Raw genomic sequence first — 14,321 nt, 5'->3', positions numbered from 1 at the left:
ATTGTCACCGCAGATAATTGACAACAAACTAATCACTTAACAATTCTTTGCACCGCGTACTCCTGTACAATCACAGAAAGGGCCTACTAAATGTAAAACATAACAAAAAGGCAATCAGGAGGTTTGTGACGTGTCAAAGAAAACTTTAGCAAATTTATCTGCAACTGACTTGTCTGGAAAACGTGCGTTTGTACGGGTTGATTTTAACGTACCTACGGATGATGCAGGTAACATCACAGATGATACTCGCATCCGCGCTGCCCTACCAACTATCCAGGATTTGGTGCAGAAGGGAGCTAAGGTGATTCTAGCAAGCCATTTCGGGCGTCCCAAGGGTGTAGATGAAAAATTGCGTCTGACTCCGGTTGCTAAACGTCTTTCTGAGTTATTGGGGCAAGAAGTTGTTAAAACTGATGACTGTATCGGTGATGAAGTTGCTGCCAAAGTCGGGGCTTTACAAAACGGGCAAGTACTGTTACTAGAAAACGTTCGTTTTTACAAAGAAGAAGAAAAAAATGATCCCGAATTTGCGAAGAAATTAGCAGCTAACGCTGATTTATATGTAAATGACGCTTTTGGTACAGCCCACCGCGCCCATGCTTCCACTGAAGGCGTAACTCAATTCTTGAGTCCTTCTGTAGCTGGATATTTGGTTGAAAAAGAATTACAGTACCTCCAAAGCGCGATTGAAAATCCACAGCGTCCTTTAGCCGCAATTATCGGTGGTTCCAAAGTTTCCAGCAAAATTGGTGTAATTGAAACACTGCTGGAAAAATGCGACAAACTGATCATCGGCGGTGGAATGATTTTCACTTTCTACAAAGCCCGTGGTTTGAGTGTAGGTAAATCTTTGGTAGAAGAAGACAAGCTAGAGTTAGCTAAGTCTTTGGAAGCTAAAGCCAAAGAAAAAGGCGTCACCTTTTTGTTACCTACAGATGTAGTAGTAGCTGATAACTTTGCTGCTGATGCCAATTCTCAAACCGTTAGTATTGAGAACATTCCTGATGGTTGGATGGGCTTGGATATTGGCCCTGACTCTGTGAAATTGTTCCAAGACGCTTTGGCTGACTGTAAGACAGTCGTTTGGAATGGGCCGATGGGTGTGTTTGAGTTTGACAAATTCGCCGTTGGTACAGAAGCGATCGCCCGCACCTTAGCCGATCTCAGTAAAAAAGGTGCTACCACTATCATTGGTGGTGGTGACTCCGTTGCAGCTGTCGAAAAAGTCGGTTTAGCTGATCAAATGAGCCACATTTCCACCGGTGGCGGCGCTAGCTTGGAGTTACTAGAAGGTAAAGTATTACCTGGAATTGCCGCTTTAGATGAAGCGTAAGGCAAATTACAGCGTTGAGAGCAGAAAGCTCATCCCCTTTTAGGGGTGGAAAGGCTGAAGTGTCGGACGTAGGTTCCGACACAGCCGCCTCATGAATGCGCTTCTGGTTCATATTCCTGGGCGGTTTGTCCTGCACTGAGAGAGTAGACCTCTTGCAGAAATAAAAAGAACCCCTCCCCAACCCTAAGCGAAACGGGGAGGGAGTAAGATTTTTTCCCCGCTTCGGGAAGATTCAGGGCAGGGTGGTTTCATACAAGGAGAGAAAAAATCTTATAAAGTTGATTGCAGAGAGTGCCTTGTGCAGTAGGGATAGTCCGATAACCAACAAATCGAGCGCTCGTGATCAAAAAGTTATTAACAGGAGCGTTACCACCTCGAGGTGCTGGAAAGTCCTCTGAAAAAGTGACAAGGGATAACATCTTCACTCCCCACACTCCCTACACTCCCCATCACTCTCCTGCTGGGTTATTAGCTTGTCTAGCCTCTAACCACAAGGGAATAATTATAAAAGCTGCAAGAATTAGTAAGGCAGCGATCGCGAATTTACTTACCCAAGCAACTAACTGTTCCAAAGAGACGACTGTGCCAGCAAAAAATGACAGTGTCACCATCACACTAGCCCATACAGTTGCCCCTAGTATGTTATAAAAACAGAATTTTCCAAAAGGCATTTCAGCTATACCAGCCATAGGTGCGGCAAAAATTCTCAACAAGGCAAAGAAACGCCCAAAAAATACTGCTTTTGCCGCATTTTCACTAAACTGCTCCTTTATACTCAACAGTCGGGCTTCAGAGAATCTAAACAAGCTGCCAAGTCGCACTAGCATTGGCCAGCCGCCAGTTCTACCAATCCAATAACCGCAAATACCACCAATCACTGCTCCCGTAACAGCATCGCCTAGAACTAGCCAGTAATTTAATTCATGACTACCAGCTAGGAACCCACCGACTAGGGTTACGGTTTCACCAGGAATGGGAATGCCCAAGTTCTCTAACAATATTCCGAAAAAAATTGCCCAGTATCCATATTCATGGGCAATCCTTTGGATATTTTCTAGCGAGATAAATTCCAAAGACATTCAGCACCGCAGCCTTTACAAATGTTTACTTTTACTATATCTTGGCTTTTTTTCTAATGGTGTGTCAATCGAGTCATGCACCATCAAGGGATAATTAGTCAAGTATCTGTAAAACTTTACAAAACTTTATCAAACTCATCAGTTTGGACACAGATAATATCTAAATACTAACAAAATCACAGGGTATAAATGCTACAAAATAACTACGAGTTTTTCTGAAAAAGTCTGCTTAAACTCATGAATAGGTGAGAGTTTTGGGAAAATTTACCTTTCACCTAAAAATACATTAGTATCAGTTTTGACGCGTAATGACATGATTTCTGTAGATTAACTATATACCACATCAGTACACCTACTGATATCAAGCAAAAATTTTTTATTAAAAATTTATAAACATGCAGGATAAATATAAAAATTTTGTAAAAGATACGGATACTACTGAAATTCTCAGATGCTTATGCCTATATTGGGGAAAGTTAAGACAAATTATACGGCATGAATACTGAAAACATTCGTCTCTACCGCACTGCTGTAAGTTACCAGCTTTTTGGTTAACTCAGTGTTTTTACGGTAGCAAATGAAGCAGTTTTTATGCCTATTTTTTGTTTTTTATTGATTCAATTACCCAAAGAACATTTATGACTCTCATATCAGAACGCCAAATTATCTTGTTTCAGCCTCAAGGACGTATGGACTTAGAGGGCGGTGTGGCTTTAAGCAAAAAGATGGCTGAATTATTACCCGAACGTGATCAACTCTGGGTAATTGATTTGGCTGAGGTGGATTTTATGGATAGTTCCGGCTTAGTAGCTTTGGTTAATGGTTTGAAAGCTGCACGACAACAAGGTTGCCGTTTGATGCTGTGCAATGTACAAGCACCTGTTAGGTTAGTTTTAGAAATCACTAAATTGGATTTAGTATTTGAAATTGTTGATCATCAAGAAGAAATCTCAGATTTTGTGAACAAAAGTAATTTGCAACTGGTACGTTAAAAGTGCCACTCCACAAATGAAAACTAATGGTTAGGTCAAGCAGTGGCTTTGCAGTACTGACTTTTGCACTTCATAAACTACCCGAATTAGCTAGCGTGGGAACAGATTTTCCTATAAACTTTTTTGTTAGAGCTGTTGATTCTCAAATAATTGGTGTTTTGGCTGTAAGTGCTACTAAATAACCAAAAACAACCATGATCTAACATTCTTAAAACTGCCATGCCACATGCTGACGTAGCCAAAATGAAAGTTTAGGCATTTTGCACAGTAGAAACATTACTTGCGTCGGATGCCATCGGCGGAAAATTTGGTAAATCTATACCACTGTGAGAAGTTGTACGAGTTTTCAGTGCCAAACGATAACTCACGCTTTGCAGTTCTGCTTGTAACTGGCGATTTTCTCGTTGTAGCATTGCTACTTTTTCTCTAACAGGAGCCATACGCTCTTCAAACTTACGACGATAAATTTGTGGTAACTCCTGTACTACTTGCTCTAACATCCGGCTGCGATCAGTTAGTTCTTGCACTGACTGACGCAACTGATAGATTTCGACATCTCGAGTTGCAATTTGTTCTTGATAAAAAGTTACTTGTTGTTCAACTACTTGTAGTTGTTCTCGCAAAGTTTGAAGCTGACTTTGATAACGCTCAGACATTTCTGGCTGGGGCATAAAGTTAGTGTTACCCTTCACCAGTCGGAACAGTTCTTGAGACAGCTGTTGCACTAATTGATCGCGAAGTTGCAATTCTTGACGCAACTTCGATACTTCTGTAGAGAGAGCTTGAATATTGGAGTTATCAGTTTGGCTCACAGTGGCAACTAGCTCCGGTGAATAATCTTTCCCCTTTTAGGTATAAACGCGGTTGTACTGCTTTTGGCTAGTACTTCCAAGTACTAGTTAATTTAGCATTCCCGGAGAAATCGGCAAGTGGAAAAACGAATTTTTTTACTTTTTTGAAATATAAATTGTTAGTTGTTGTAGAGACGCGCCATGGCGCGTCTCTACATTGGTTAGTTGTTAGTTGTTAGTTTTTGACCACTAACTAATAACCACTAACTACTAAACACTAACCACCTATGCTGCTTCTGTAGAAGCTTTTGGCTCTTGTACCTGTTGATTGATTGTTAGATAGCGAATCACTTCTTCACTCAGACGCATAGCCCGTTCTAACACCGCAATCATTTTGCCTGGACCAGTATAGTTCAGTTGGATATAGATGCCATCTCTTTGCTTTTTAATTTCATAAGCTAAACGACGCTTGCCTCGGTTCTGACTTTGGATATTGTCAGCTCCTTGTTCCCGCAGCAAGTTCTCATACTTAGAAATAATTTGCTCTACCTGTTCATCCCCTAAATCAGGACGCAGGATGTACATTGTTTCATAAACTGTTTGCATGGTTTCAATCTCCTTTTGGACTATGTGGCTGCTGATGTCAATAGGGATTAATTGTAAAATTTTATACAATTACCTATCTATATATACAGCAACAAGGAACTACGATCATACAGGAAATTTGTAGAGTGTGAAATCCCATTTGTAATTATTTAGGAGTTTTACACAATTTCTGAGTGTAGCGTTTTTTAAGACTGAAATTAAAATATGATTCAACAAGGAGGTGAGTAATAACAATTTTGGATTTTGCGTGCGAGAAGCCCTACTCTGGGAGAAACTACCTCGTGTTCTACGCGTCTGTTGGGTTCACCTACTTATCCCTAGTTGGTGTTCAGTTGACGTCCATTGGCAAAACGAGCAAGCTGGAACTGCATACAGTTTCAACTCATCTTGTGTTTGCCCTTGCTAATTAGGTAATTAGGTAATTCGACACACCACTTCTGATACTGGTAAAAGTTAGTCATGAGTTTATAGACTTTGGATTGTAGACAATTGACTCGAGAAGCGATTTGATTACAAATAGAGGTATTCATCAAGGTTATGGCGCAGCGCTTTGTGCGAGTTCAAAATCCAGAAGGGCAGATTTACTATGGTTTGCTACAACTTTCCATGAAAGTTCAGGTGCTGGATGCTCCACCCTGGTTACAAGGTCAACCTACAGATTTGATTTTAGAACCAGATGATTATGAAATTTTAGCTCCTTGTGCGCCTTCAAAAATCATAGCTGTCGGCAAAAATTATGCGGAACATGCGGCGGAAATGGAAACTGAGGTGCCTGCTGAACCACTGATTTTTCTCAAACCGCCCACATCTGTAATTGCTTCGTTAGCAAAAATTCAGTATCCACCACAGTCACAACGAGTAGACTATGAAGGAGAATTAGCATTAGTTATTGGCGATCGCGCTTTTAATTGCACACCTAAAGAAGCCCAAATGAAGATTTGGGGTTATACAATCGCTAATGATGTAACGGCGCGGGACTTACAAAAAAAAGATGGTCAATGGACACGAGCAAAAAGTTTTGATACATTCTGTCCCCTTGGCCCATGGATTGTCCGTGAATTAAGCCCAGGAGCCAGATTACAGACTTTCTTAAATGAAGAGTCTACTCCTGTACAATCTGCCACTATAGACCAAATGGTCTTTCCCCCAGACTACCTTGTGTCTTACATCAGTCAGATCATGACACTATTACCGGGGGATGTTGTGCTGACAGGTACGCCTGTGGGAGTTGGGCCTCTGAATATAGGCGATCGCGTCCGTATAGAAATCGAAGGCATTGGTCGCCTGGAAAACACAGTAGCAGGTAGTTGATAGCTAGCGTGGCAGTTGCATATATACCGCATCAGAAATGGCGGGAATTTCTGCGTAACGCCCTAACAGCGATTGGATCATAGAATATACACATGCTGCCACTACGCCCAGAAAAACTGTAGTGTATAAGGTCTGGACGGCAAAACCCCCAGCTGGAAGCAGTCCAACAACATCAGTGAGGACACCAAACAAGAAAACTATAATGTCCAGCAAAATTGCCTGCATAGTGTTGAAACGAATAAAATGACTGATTTTTTCGTTTCGCACCACAAAGATAAATAAAGCAAAGAAAATAATCAATCCAGCATAGCGAACGCCATAGTAAATTCTCAATAATGGCAGCAAGGGCAAAAATAAATATTGCACGGGTGGAAACTGGGTGAGAAAAAATTGACCAAATGCAAAAACTTCAACAACAGGAAGTAAATAAGGCAAGCAAGCAAAAATCCTGTCTTTAACTGTTGTAGACCCACGCCAAGTCATACTGCGCTCTCCTATGGTTAAAATTCAATAGTCACATGAACCTAGAATAACGCAGTTAAGTTGTTGATTATTTCCAGTAAATTAGCTTCATTCTATGTTAACAATGCGAAAACCCATCATACACTCATATTGAACTGGTTGACGCTCAGTCATTTTACTAACCGTATGACCACAACGTAGTTGACCTTGACGCCAACGAGGTTGACCACTACTATCAGCGAGCAAACAAGACTGACAAACTTGCTGAGGGGCAAGGATCTGATCTTCCATTAAAATTACTAGCATCCAATCCCTCCTGTAACTCCTCAATAGTTCTGTATCTTTCCTCTAAGATTGGTATTTTGGATTGTAGATTCTAATTTAGTAGCAGTTGTATTTAACAATCTATCTCCTATACTTGCGAGACCACTTATCTGTTAAATCCATCAGATATCTATTGCTCAGTTTCCAAACCAATTTGAAAATATGCAGTTGATAACAATCCAAGAAAATTAGTTTTAGTAGGATTTAAGTTTATTGTATGTTGGATAATCTTTTTTGTAGTAAAAACTAATACATAAATTCATGAGAACCAATAAATACCAGCAATGGTTCATACTTGATAAATAGGTTGGTGTGAATAAACATGTTGCTCGTGGTTAATGGTTAGTGGTTAGTGGTTAGTAGATAGTGGTTAACTACTAACAACCAACAACCAACAACCAACAACCAACAACCAACAACCTACTTGAATACAAATTGCCATTAAGGATAGCTAAAAGTGACTCTGACCAATTCAGATTTTTTGACCTCCTGTGATCCTGTTGTTGCGGATTTGATCAACAAAGAACTACAGCGTCAACGTGACCATTTGGAGTTGATTGCAAGCGAAAACTTCACCTCTGCGGCTGTACTGGCTGCACAGGGTTCAGTGCTGACAAATAAGTATGCTGAGGGTTTGCCTGGTAAACGTTACTATGGCGGTTGTGAATTTATAGACCAAATAGAGCAAATCGCGATTGATCGTGCTAAACAACTGTTTGGTGCAGCTCATGCAAACGTACAACCCCACTCTGGCGCACAGGCAAATTTTGCTGTATTTCTGAGTCTCCTAGAACCAGGAGACACGATCATGGGGATGGACTTGTCTCACGGTGGACACCTTACTCACGGTTCACCTGTGAATGTGTCGGGCAAATGGTTTAAGGTTGTTCATTACGGTGTCAATCAGGAAACAGAACAACTAGACTATAACCAAGTTCGAGAGCTGGCGCTAAGGGAGCGTCCTAAGCTCTTAATTTGTGGTTATTCTGCCTATCCCCGTGTCATCGATTTTGAAAAGTTCCGCAGCATTGCTGATGAAGTTGGTGCATACTTACTAGCAGATATTGCCCATATCGCTGGTTTGGTTGCTACTGGCTTACACCCCAATCCCATCCCTTATTGTGATGTGGTGACAACAACTACCCACAAAACCCTACGGGGACCCAGAGGTGGTTTAATTATGACCCGTGACCCAGAATTGGGTAAAAAACTAGATAAAGCTGTTTTCCCTGGTACTCAAGGTGGACCATTAGAACACGTCATCGCAGCTAAAGCGGTCGCTTTTGGAGAAGCACTAAAACCAGAATTTAAAACTTATTCTGCTCAAGTTATTGACAATGCCCGCGCCTTAGCTACACAACTCCAAAATCTTGGCTTGAAGCTAGTATCTAATGGAACAGATAATCATGTGATGCTCGTAGATTTACGTAGTATAGGCATGACTGGAAAACAAGCAGAACAGTATTTAAGTGTGGTAAATGTTACTACCAATAAAAATACAGTTCCTTTCGATCCAGAATCACCCTTTGTTACTAGTGGCTTGAGATTGGGTTCTCCGGCTATGACCACACGGGGTCTGGAAGTGGCAGACTTTACAGAGATTGGTAATATTATTGCTGATCGCCTATTAAACCCAGATTCCGAAAGTGTTGCTGTTGATTGTCGGCGACGGGTAGCAGCACTGTGCGATCGCTTCCCCTTGTACCCACACTTGGTAATTCCTGTACCAGCGTTAGCCTAAAATACGGGATCGGGGATTAGGGATCACGGATCAAGGATCGGGAAGAGACTTGTTAAATAATTCTCCCTTGTCCTCCTTCCCTTGTCCTCCTTGTCCCCTTTTCCTCCTTCCCTTGTCTTCCTTGTCCCTAATCCCTCCCATGAGTGCAGAAATTATTTGTGTTGGTACTGAAATGCTGTTGGGAAATATCCTTAACAGCAATGCTCAATATTTGGCAATTCAATTAGCAAAATTAGGGATTCCTCACTACTATCAAACAGTCGTAGGAGATAACCCCGAAAGACTCAAGCATGTTATTGAAATAGCTAGTCAAAGAGCAGAAATATTAATTTTTACAGGCGGTCTTGGCCCGACACCAGATGACCTTACTTGCGAAACTATTGCCGATTTTTTTAACACTCCTTTAGTAGAACGCCCTGAAATTATCGAAGATATTGCCCGTAAATACGCTCAGCGCGGTCGACAAATGACACCCAGCAATCGCAAGCAAGCTTTGATACCTAAAGGAGCAGAAATATTACCTAATCCTACTGGTACAGCACCAGGTATCATCTGGCAACCCCAACCAGGATTAACAATATTTACCTTCCCTGGTGTACCAAGCGAAATGCAACGGATGTGGGAAGAAACCGCAGTACCCTATTTACGAAACCTTGGTTGGGGTAAGGAAATTATTTACAGTCGCATGTTAAAGTTTTGGGGCATTCCTGAATCTGCTTTAGCAGAAAAAGTCGCTGCTTATCTTAATTTAACCAATCCCACCGTAGCCCCTTACGCTAGCAAGGGAGAAGTCAAATTACGGATTTCAGCAAAAGCTGCTACTGAAGCCGCAGCACAGGAATTGATTGCACCTGTACACAAGCAACTCCAAGATATTGCTGGACTAGATTATTACGGTGCTGATGATGACACCCTTGCTTCTGTTGTTGGTGAGTTATTGCGTAGAGATAAAGAAACCCTTTCTGTAGCAGAATCCTGCACTGGTGGCGGACTAGGACAGATGTTAACAGAAATTTCTGGTAGTTCTGATTACTTTTGGGGTGGAGTAATTTCCTACGATAACTCTGTCAAAATCAATCTCTTAGGTGTCAGTGCCGAAGATTTAGCAAAATTTGGGGCGGTTAGTGCTACTGTAGCAGAACAAATGGCATTGGGTGTGCGATCGCGTCTTGGCACTAGTTGGGGACTGAGTATTACTGGTATTGCTGGGCCGACTGGTGGGACTGAGACTAAGCCAGTTGGTTTGGTTTACATTGGTTTGGCAAAACCAAACGGCGAAGTAGAGAGTTTTGAATATCGTTGGGGTACAGGACGGAGTCGGTCTTTAGTTCGTCATCTTAGCGCTTGTAGCGCTTTGGATCAACTGCGACGGAAGTTGCTGACAAGGTAAGACAGTTATCAGTTAGAGACGCGAGGAACATCGCGTCTGTACAGTTATCAACTGATAACTGACTTTCGTCCTCTGTTAGTTTACATAAATTCATAATATTTTTTCGTAAAAGCCTCAGAAGAGCTTGATTAGTTATATAGCAACTAATCAAAAATTCGCTAATTTCTAGAGGAAATATGCATCTATCTTATCGTGGCATTCGTTATCAATCTCAGGCTACTCAATTACCAGCATCAGATAATAGTCAAAAAGGTAATTACCGAGGAGTTGCTTACGAGATTCATCAGGTTAAAAATACCACGAATCAACAATGTTTTCAACTTAAATATCGTGGTGTTAATTATAAAAGTTGCATAGGTTAAGCATATCTAAATATCTAAGTAAAAAATCATAAATTCGTAGCGAAAAAATCAGGTTACACTCTGCGTACCTTAGCGCTAACTCTGCGTTCCTCTGCGTTGAAAAAAGCTATGATGTTTTTTAAGTATGATTGACTTGAAACTATATAAAACTATTGAAACGCAAAAGTACGCAAAGTTTGGCGCACCAGATAGCAGAGTTCCAATTTAGTACTAAGTCAAAACCAAATTATCCCGGTGGACTACAGTTTCTGCACCTTCATACCCTAAAATTACCGGAATTTCGCGGGAGTGCCGCCCGCAAATCTGTTGTAGTTCTGCTTTGCTGTAATTGACAATTCCTCTTGCAATTTCATTACCTTTAGAGTCACACAAAAGCACAGCATCTTGAGCATCAAATTCACCTGCTAAAGCAGTAATACCAGCAGCTAATAGAGATTTGCCAGCTTGGGAAATTGCAACTACAGCACCTTCGTCTAAATACAATTTTCCAGAAGGAACTAGACCATAGGCGATCCAGCGTTTACGGGCAGATGTTGGTTCTAAATGGGGTTCAAAATGAGTCCCAATAGGTTCTCCTTGTAAAATTTTTTCAATATTTTGGGGGCACTTACCTTCAGTAATTACGGTACGAACACCAGCAGCAGTGGCAATTCGCGCTGCGGAAATTTTCGTTACCATGCCACCTGTACCCCATGGGGAACCTTGAGTACCTGTTTGCACTTGTAGTTCTTCTAATTCTTTGATACTACTTACTAAGGCGATTGGCTGGGCATCAGGCACAAAACGAGGATCGGCAGAATAAAGTCGATCTACATCAGTGAGCAAAAATAGCCAATCTGCATGCACTAAGCTAGCAACTAAAGCTGAAAGAGTGTCATTGTCACCAAATTTGAGTTCCTCCACTGCTACGGTGTCATTTTCGTTTACCACAGGAATTACACCTAATTCCAGCAATTCCTTAAAGGTGTTGTAAACATTGAGATAGCGACTGCGCTGTACCAAGTCGCTACGAGTCAGCAATACTTGAGCAATTGGCTGTTGCAGGGTGGTAAATAAATCATCATAGACGCGGATTAACCGCCCTTGTCCAACTGCTGCAACTGCTTGTTTGAGGGCGATCGCTTTCGGTCTTTCTGTTAAACCCAAGCGCGCACAACCCACTCCCACAGCACCAGAAGAAACCAAAATTACCTGATGTCCCTGTCGCCGCAGGTGCGACAGAGTTTCCGCTAAGGTTGCAATGGTGGAAATTGCTAATTGTCCAGTTTCTGGTTGAGTCAGACTAGAAGTGCCGATTTTAACAACGATGGTTTTGCTCATTGGTCAATAGTCAAGGGTCAAGAGTCAATTGTCATTAAGTTATTCTCCCCGCACTCCCCCATCTTCAATCTCAACTCCCACTCCTGCCAAAATTAAATTAATTGCTTCTTGAGTATATTTTTCAACCATTTCTGAACTCAGCCTATCAACATCTGGGGTGAGATGTTTAATATTCTCATGAGCATTAAAGTAAAAAGTGCAGATACCAGCAATTTGTAAACAAATGAGAAACGGATCGAATTGACGAAAAATCCCCTCCGCCATACCCCGTTCTAATACTTTGGTAATGTAGCCAAAGGTTTTTTGCCAGTTACCTAATTTAAAATATTTGCCTTGATTTTGATTTGCTTCTTGAAACCAAAGCATTCCTCGGAAAGGATGAGATGCTTCGTAAGCGATCGCTACCCTCACTAGAGTTTTCAGCGCTTCTTGAGGTGGTAATTTTTCAAGATCAAGTTGCTCAAGCATATCATGCATTTCCGTTGCCGGACGTTGCAACACTGTTTTATATAACCCTTCTTTGTTCTCAAAATAATAGTGGATCATCGCTGTAGTTACGCCAGCACCTTTAGCGATCGCCTCTATGCGCGCGCCACTCAACCCATGCTTGGCAAACTCTGCTTCAGCTGCATCCAAAATCTGCTTTTGTGTCGCCTCCGGATCTCGGACTGAACGACTGTTGTTAGACGAGCGTCTTATTTTAGCTGAACGAACCACTACTATCAAAACTCTCCACGAACATGCTTTTATAGCCTATCCTGATACATTGGTATTCTATTTTAATTAAAAAATTAATTAATACTTGACAGCATAAACTATACTGATACATACTAATTAAAAAATTAATTAATAAAAGGATAATCAAATGAAATCTATGCTGACTGGCGCTCCCTGGTTACTAGCACATAAATCAATGTTGGAGATTAATAAGCCAAAAAAATTCTCCCTCTACGGCTCAGATTATGTGCTGTGGAAAGATGCAACAGGTAAAATTAATGCCTTACCAAACGCCTGTCCCCATATGGGAGCAATGTTATCAGAAGGTTGGTGTGAGCAAAAAAACGATAAAAGTAGTGTAGTTGTGTGCCCGTTTCACGCCTTAGAATTTGACAGTGAAGGTTGCACCATTTTACCAGGTTCAAAAAAGAAAACCCTACCACAACTGCAACCATTAGAGTTAATTATTCAAGGGGATTTTATTTGGTCTTACGGTGGACAAGAACCAAAAGCACAAATTCCTAATATTTTGAATAAAATTGCTGCTGAGTATGACTTTATCGGTTACACAGCAGACACTAGCGTGAAGACGGATTTACTGTCTATGCTGCTAAATATGCATGACTATAACCATCAAAATGGTACTCATCGCCCTCTTTTTCGGATCACAGAAGTAAACTTTAATAAATTTATCGATAACGGGCATGAATCTCACGCCTTTTATAACATGCCAACAGCACCGACAACCTTAGGTGCAAAAATTAAAAAGCCAGATTTACTGTTGATACCAAAAGAACTGAAAGCGCATTTAGAAAATCACTTTCCATCTTTAGTCATTTTTCACGGGGAAACAGCGATTGGTAAAGTCGCCCAATGCCATTTGTTTATCCCAGAATCAGAAATACAAACGCGCACATATATATTAATGTTTGGGAAACCTAAACATCCAGTATTTAAAATATTTAGTAAAAACATTCTTAACTTTGCCAAAGTTGTTGTGAAACAAGACACAGATATTTTGCAGAAAATTTATCCAAATACTCCTCAAAAAATCAAGCTTAATAACGAAGTTGGCATGGATTGGGTAAGACGAAATTTTGAGAGTTGGCCTGAAATTAAAGAACCTAATTTTTCTAAGTAATTTTTATAAAATGAATATACACTCAAGTCCGACAAAGCTTTTTGTCTTGGTGAGTTTGTGGTTAAATATCTTGAACCACCAAGGCACAAAGACACCAAGGATTATAAAGTCAAAAATTAGTAACTACTGCTAGGCTAAGATTAACAAGAATGAGAAGCAAAAATGACTGCTCTTATCCTCAATTTACGCCCTGCGATTGAGCTAACAGATGAACAATTTTTCCAACTCTGTCAGAATAATCGAGATTTACGCCTTGAGCGTACGGCTAAGGGAGAATTAATTATTATGCCGCCGACGGGGTGGGAAAGCGGAAACCGGAATGCAAAGTTGACAGCACGCTTGGAACTTTGGACAGAAGCGGATGGTACAGGCTTAGCTTTTGATTCATCCACAGGTTTTAAACTTCCCAATGGTGCAAATCGTTCTCCTGATGCATCTTGGGTAAGAAAAGAACGTATAGAAGCTTTAAACCCAGATCCTGCTAAGTTTTTACCTATGGCTCCTGATTTTGTAGTGGAATTACGTTCTGCAACTGACAGCTTAGAGACTCTACAACAAAAAATGCAGGAATATATCGATTGTGGTGTGCGTCTGGGTTGGTTGATTGACCCCCAAAATCAACAAGTAGAAATTTACCGAATAGGGCAAAAGGTGGAAGTTTTAGAATCTCCTCTCAGTTTGTCAGGAGAGGATGTGTTACCTGGATTTGTGTTGGATCTAAAAGGTATTCTAAGCTAAGAATTGAAGCCTGT

At 41.0% G+C, this 14,321-nt stretch carries 15 protein-coding genes; 8 read left to right on the top strand and 7 right to left on the bottom strand.

What is annotated here, in order from left to right; all coding sequences use genetic code 11:
• Positions 1 to 130: 130 nt before the first annotated feature.
• Positions 131 to 1,333 carry a phosphoglycerate kinase gene (locus UYI_RS0105810; protein WP_016865730.1) on the top strand — a complete coding sequence of 401 codons (1,203 nt, stop codon included), beginning with the start codon at positions 131 to 133 and terminating at the stop codon, positions 1,331 to 1,333.
• Between the two features lie 449 nt (positions 1,334 to 1,782).
• Here the strand turns inward: UYI_RS0105810 and UYI_RS0105800 are convergent, their stop codons facing one another.
• Positions 1,783 to 2,412, bottom strand: a complete 630-nt coding sequence (locus tag UYI_RS0105800) for a DedA family protein (protein ID WP_016865728.1) — start codon at positions 2,410 to 2,412, stop codon at positions 1,783 to 1,785.
• A 638-nt stretch (positions 2,413 to 3,050) separates the two neighbouring features.
• On the opposite strand from UYI_RS0105800, the gene UYI_RS0105795 reads away from it, so the two are divergent.
• Complete coding sequence (locus UYI_RS0105795; RefSeq protein WP_016865727.1) at positions 3,051 to 3,404, top strand: STAS domain-containing protein; 354 nt, start codon at positions 3,051 to 3,053, stop codon at positions 3,402 to 3,404.
• Positions 3,405 to 3,655: 251 nt separating this feature from the next.
• Here the strand turns inward: UYI_RS0105795 and UYI_RS0105785 are convergent, their stop codons facing one another.
• Together UYI_RS0105785 and rpsF are read right to left on the bottom strand one after the other, a co-directional pair.
• Positions 3,656 to 4,216, bottom strand: a complete 561-nt coding sequence (locus UYI_RS0105785) for an Npun_F5560 family protein (RefSeq protein WP_016865725.1) — start codon at positions 4,214 to 4,216, stop codon at positions 3,656 to 3,658.
• 264 nt (positions 4,217 to 4,480) lie between these two features.
• Positions 4,481 to 4,801, bottom strand: a complete 321-nt coding sequence (rpsF, locus tag UYI_RS0105780) for a 30S ribosomal protein S6 (protein WP_016865724.1) — start codon at positions 4,799 to 4,801, stop codon at positions 4,481 to 4,483.
• 537 nt (positions 4,802 to 5,338) lie between these two features.
• Between rpsF and UYI_RS0105775 the strand changes: the two genes are divergently transcribed.
• Positions 5,339 to 6,112 carry a fumarylacetoacetate hydrolase family protein gene (locus tag UYI_RS0105775; protein WP_016865723.1) on the top strand — a complete coding sequence of 258 codons (774 nt, stop codon included), beginning with the start codon at positions 5,339 to 5,341 and terminating at the stop codon, positions 6,110 to 6,112.
• Positions 6,113 to 6,115: 3 nt separating this feature from the next.
• Here UYI_RS0105775 and UYI_RS0105770 read toward each other — a convergent pair whose 3' ends face one another.
• Both UYI_RS0105770 and UYI_RS0105765 read right to left on the bottom strand, forming a co-directional pair.
• Positions 6,116 to 6,595 (bottom strand): Tic20 family protein, encoded by a 480-nt coding sequence (locus UYI_RS0105770; protein ID WP_016865722.1) that lies wholly within the window; start codon positions 6,593 to 6,595, stop codon positions 6,116 to 6,118.
• A gap of 87 nt (positions 6,596 to 6,682) precedes the next feature.
• The gene (locus tag UYI_RS0105765) at positions 6,683 to 6,880 is read right to left on the bottom strand and encodes a hypothetical protein (protein ID WP_016865721.1); all 198 of its coding nucleotides are present in this window, start codon (positions 6,878 to 6,880) and stop codon (positions 6,683 to 6,685) included.
• 475 nt (positions 6,881 to 7,355) lie between these two features.
• Between UYI_RS0105765 and glyA the strand changes: the two genes are divergently transcribed.
• The 3 genes from glyA (at position 7,356) to UYI_RS0105745 (ending at position 10,391) form a co-directional block, all read left to right on the top strand.
• A complete protein-coding gene (glyA, locus tag UYI_RS0105760; RefSeq protein ID WP_016865720.1) occupies positions 7,356 to 8,639 on the top strand; it encodes a serine hydroxymethyltransferase in 1,284 nt (427 codons plus the stop codon).
• A gap of 139 nt (positions 8,640 to 8,778) precedes the next feature.
• Positions 8,779 to 10,029, top strand: a complete 1,251-nt coding sequence (locus UYI_RS0105750) for a competence/damage-inducible protein A (protein WP_016865718.1) — start codon at positions 8,779 to 8,781, stop codon at positions 10,027 to 10,029.
• Between the two features lie 176 nt (positions 10,030 to 10,205).
• A complete protein-coding gene (locus tag UYI_RS0105745) occupies positions 10,206 to 10,391 on the top strand; it encodes a DUF4278 domain-containing protein (RefSeq protein WP_016865717.1) in 186 nt (61 codons plus the stop codon).
• A gap of 210 nt (positions 10,392 to 10,601) precedes the next feature.
• On the opposite strand, the gene proB is transcribed toward UYI_RS0105745, so the two are convergent.
• Together proB and UYI_RS0105735 are read right to left on the bottom strand one after the other, a co-directional pair.
• On the bottom strand, positions 10,602 to 11,711 hold the full coding sequence (proB, locus tag UYI_RS0105740) for a glutamate 5-kinase (protein WP_016865716.1): 1,110 nt from the start codon (positions 11,709 to 11,711) through the stop codon (positions 10,602 to 10,604).
• A gap of 39 nt (positions 11,712 to 11,750) precedes the next feature.
• On the bottom strand, positions 11,751 to 12,428 hold the full coding sequence (locus tag UYI_RS0105735; RefSeq protein WP_026085766.1) for a TetR/AcrR family transcriptional regulator: 678 nt from the start codon (positions 12,426 to 12,428) through the stop codon (positions 11,751 to 11,753).
• Positions 12,429 to 12,585: 157 nt separating this feature from the next.
• Between UYI_RS0105735 and UYI_RS0105730 the strand changes: the two genes are divergently transcribed.
• Positions 12,586 to 13,569 (top strand): Rieske 2Fe-2S domain-containing protein, encoded by a 984-nt coding sequence (locus UYI_RS0105730; protein WP_016865714.1) that lies wholly within the window; start codon positions 12,586 to 12,588, stop codon positions 13,567 to 13,569.
• Positions 13,570 to 13,731: 162 nt separating this feature from the next.
• Positions 13,732 to 14,307 (top strand): Uma2 family endonuclease, encoded by a 576-nt coding sequence (locus UYI_RS0105725; RefSeq protein ID WP_016865713.1) that lies wholly within the window; start codon positions 13,732 to 13,734, stop codon positions 14,305 to 14,307.
• Positions 14,308 to 14,321: the final 14 nt, after the last annotated feature.

The sequence above is a fragment of the Fischerella muscicola PCC 7414 genome (genome assembly GCF_000317205.1).
In the GTDB taxonomy this organism is placed as follows: domain Bacteria; phylum Cyanobacteriota; class Cyanobacteriia; order Cyanobacteriales; family Nostocaceae; genus Fischerella; species Fischerella muscicola.
Note: the sequence above shows the minus strand (reverse complement) of the source record. Positions and strands in the feature narration are given on the sequence as shown.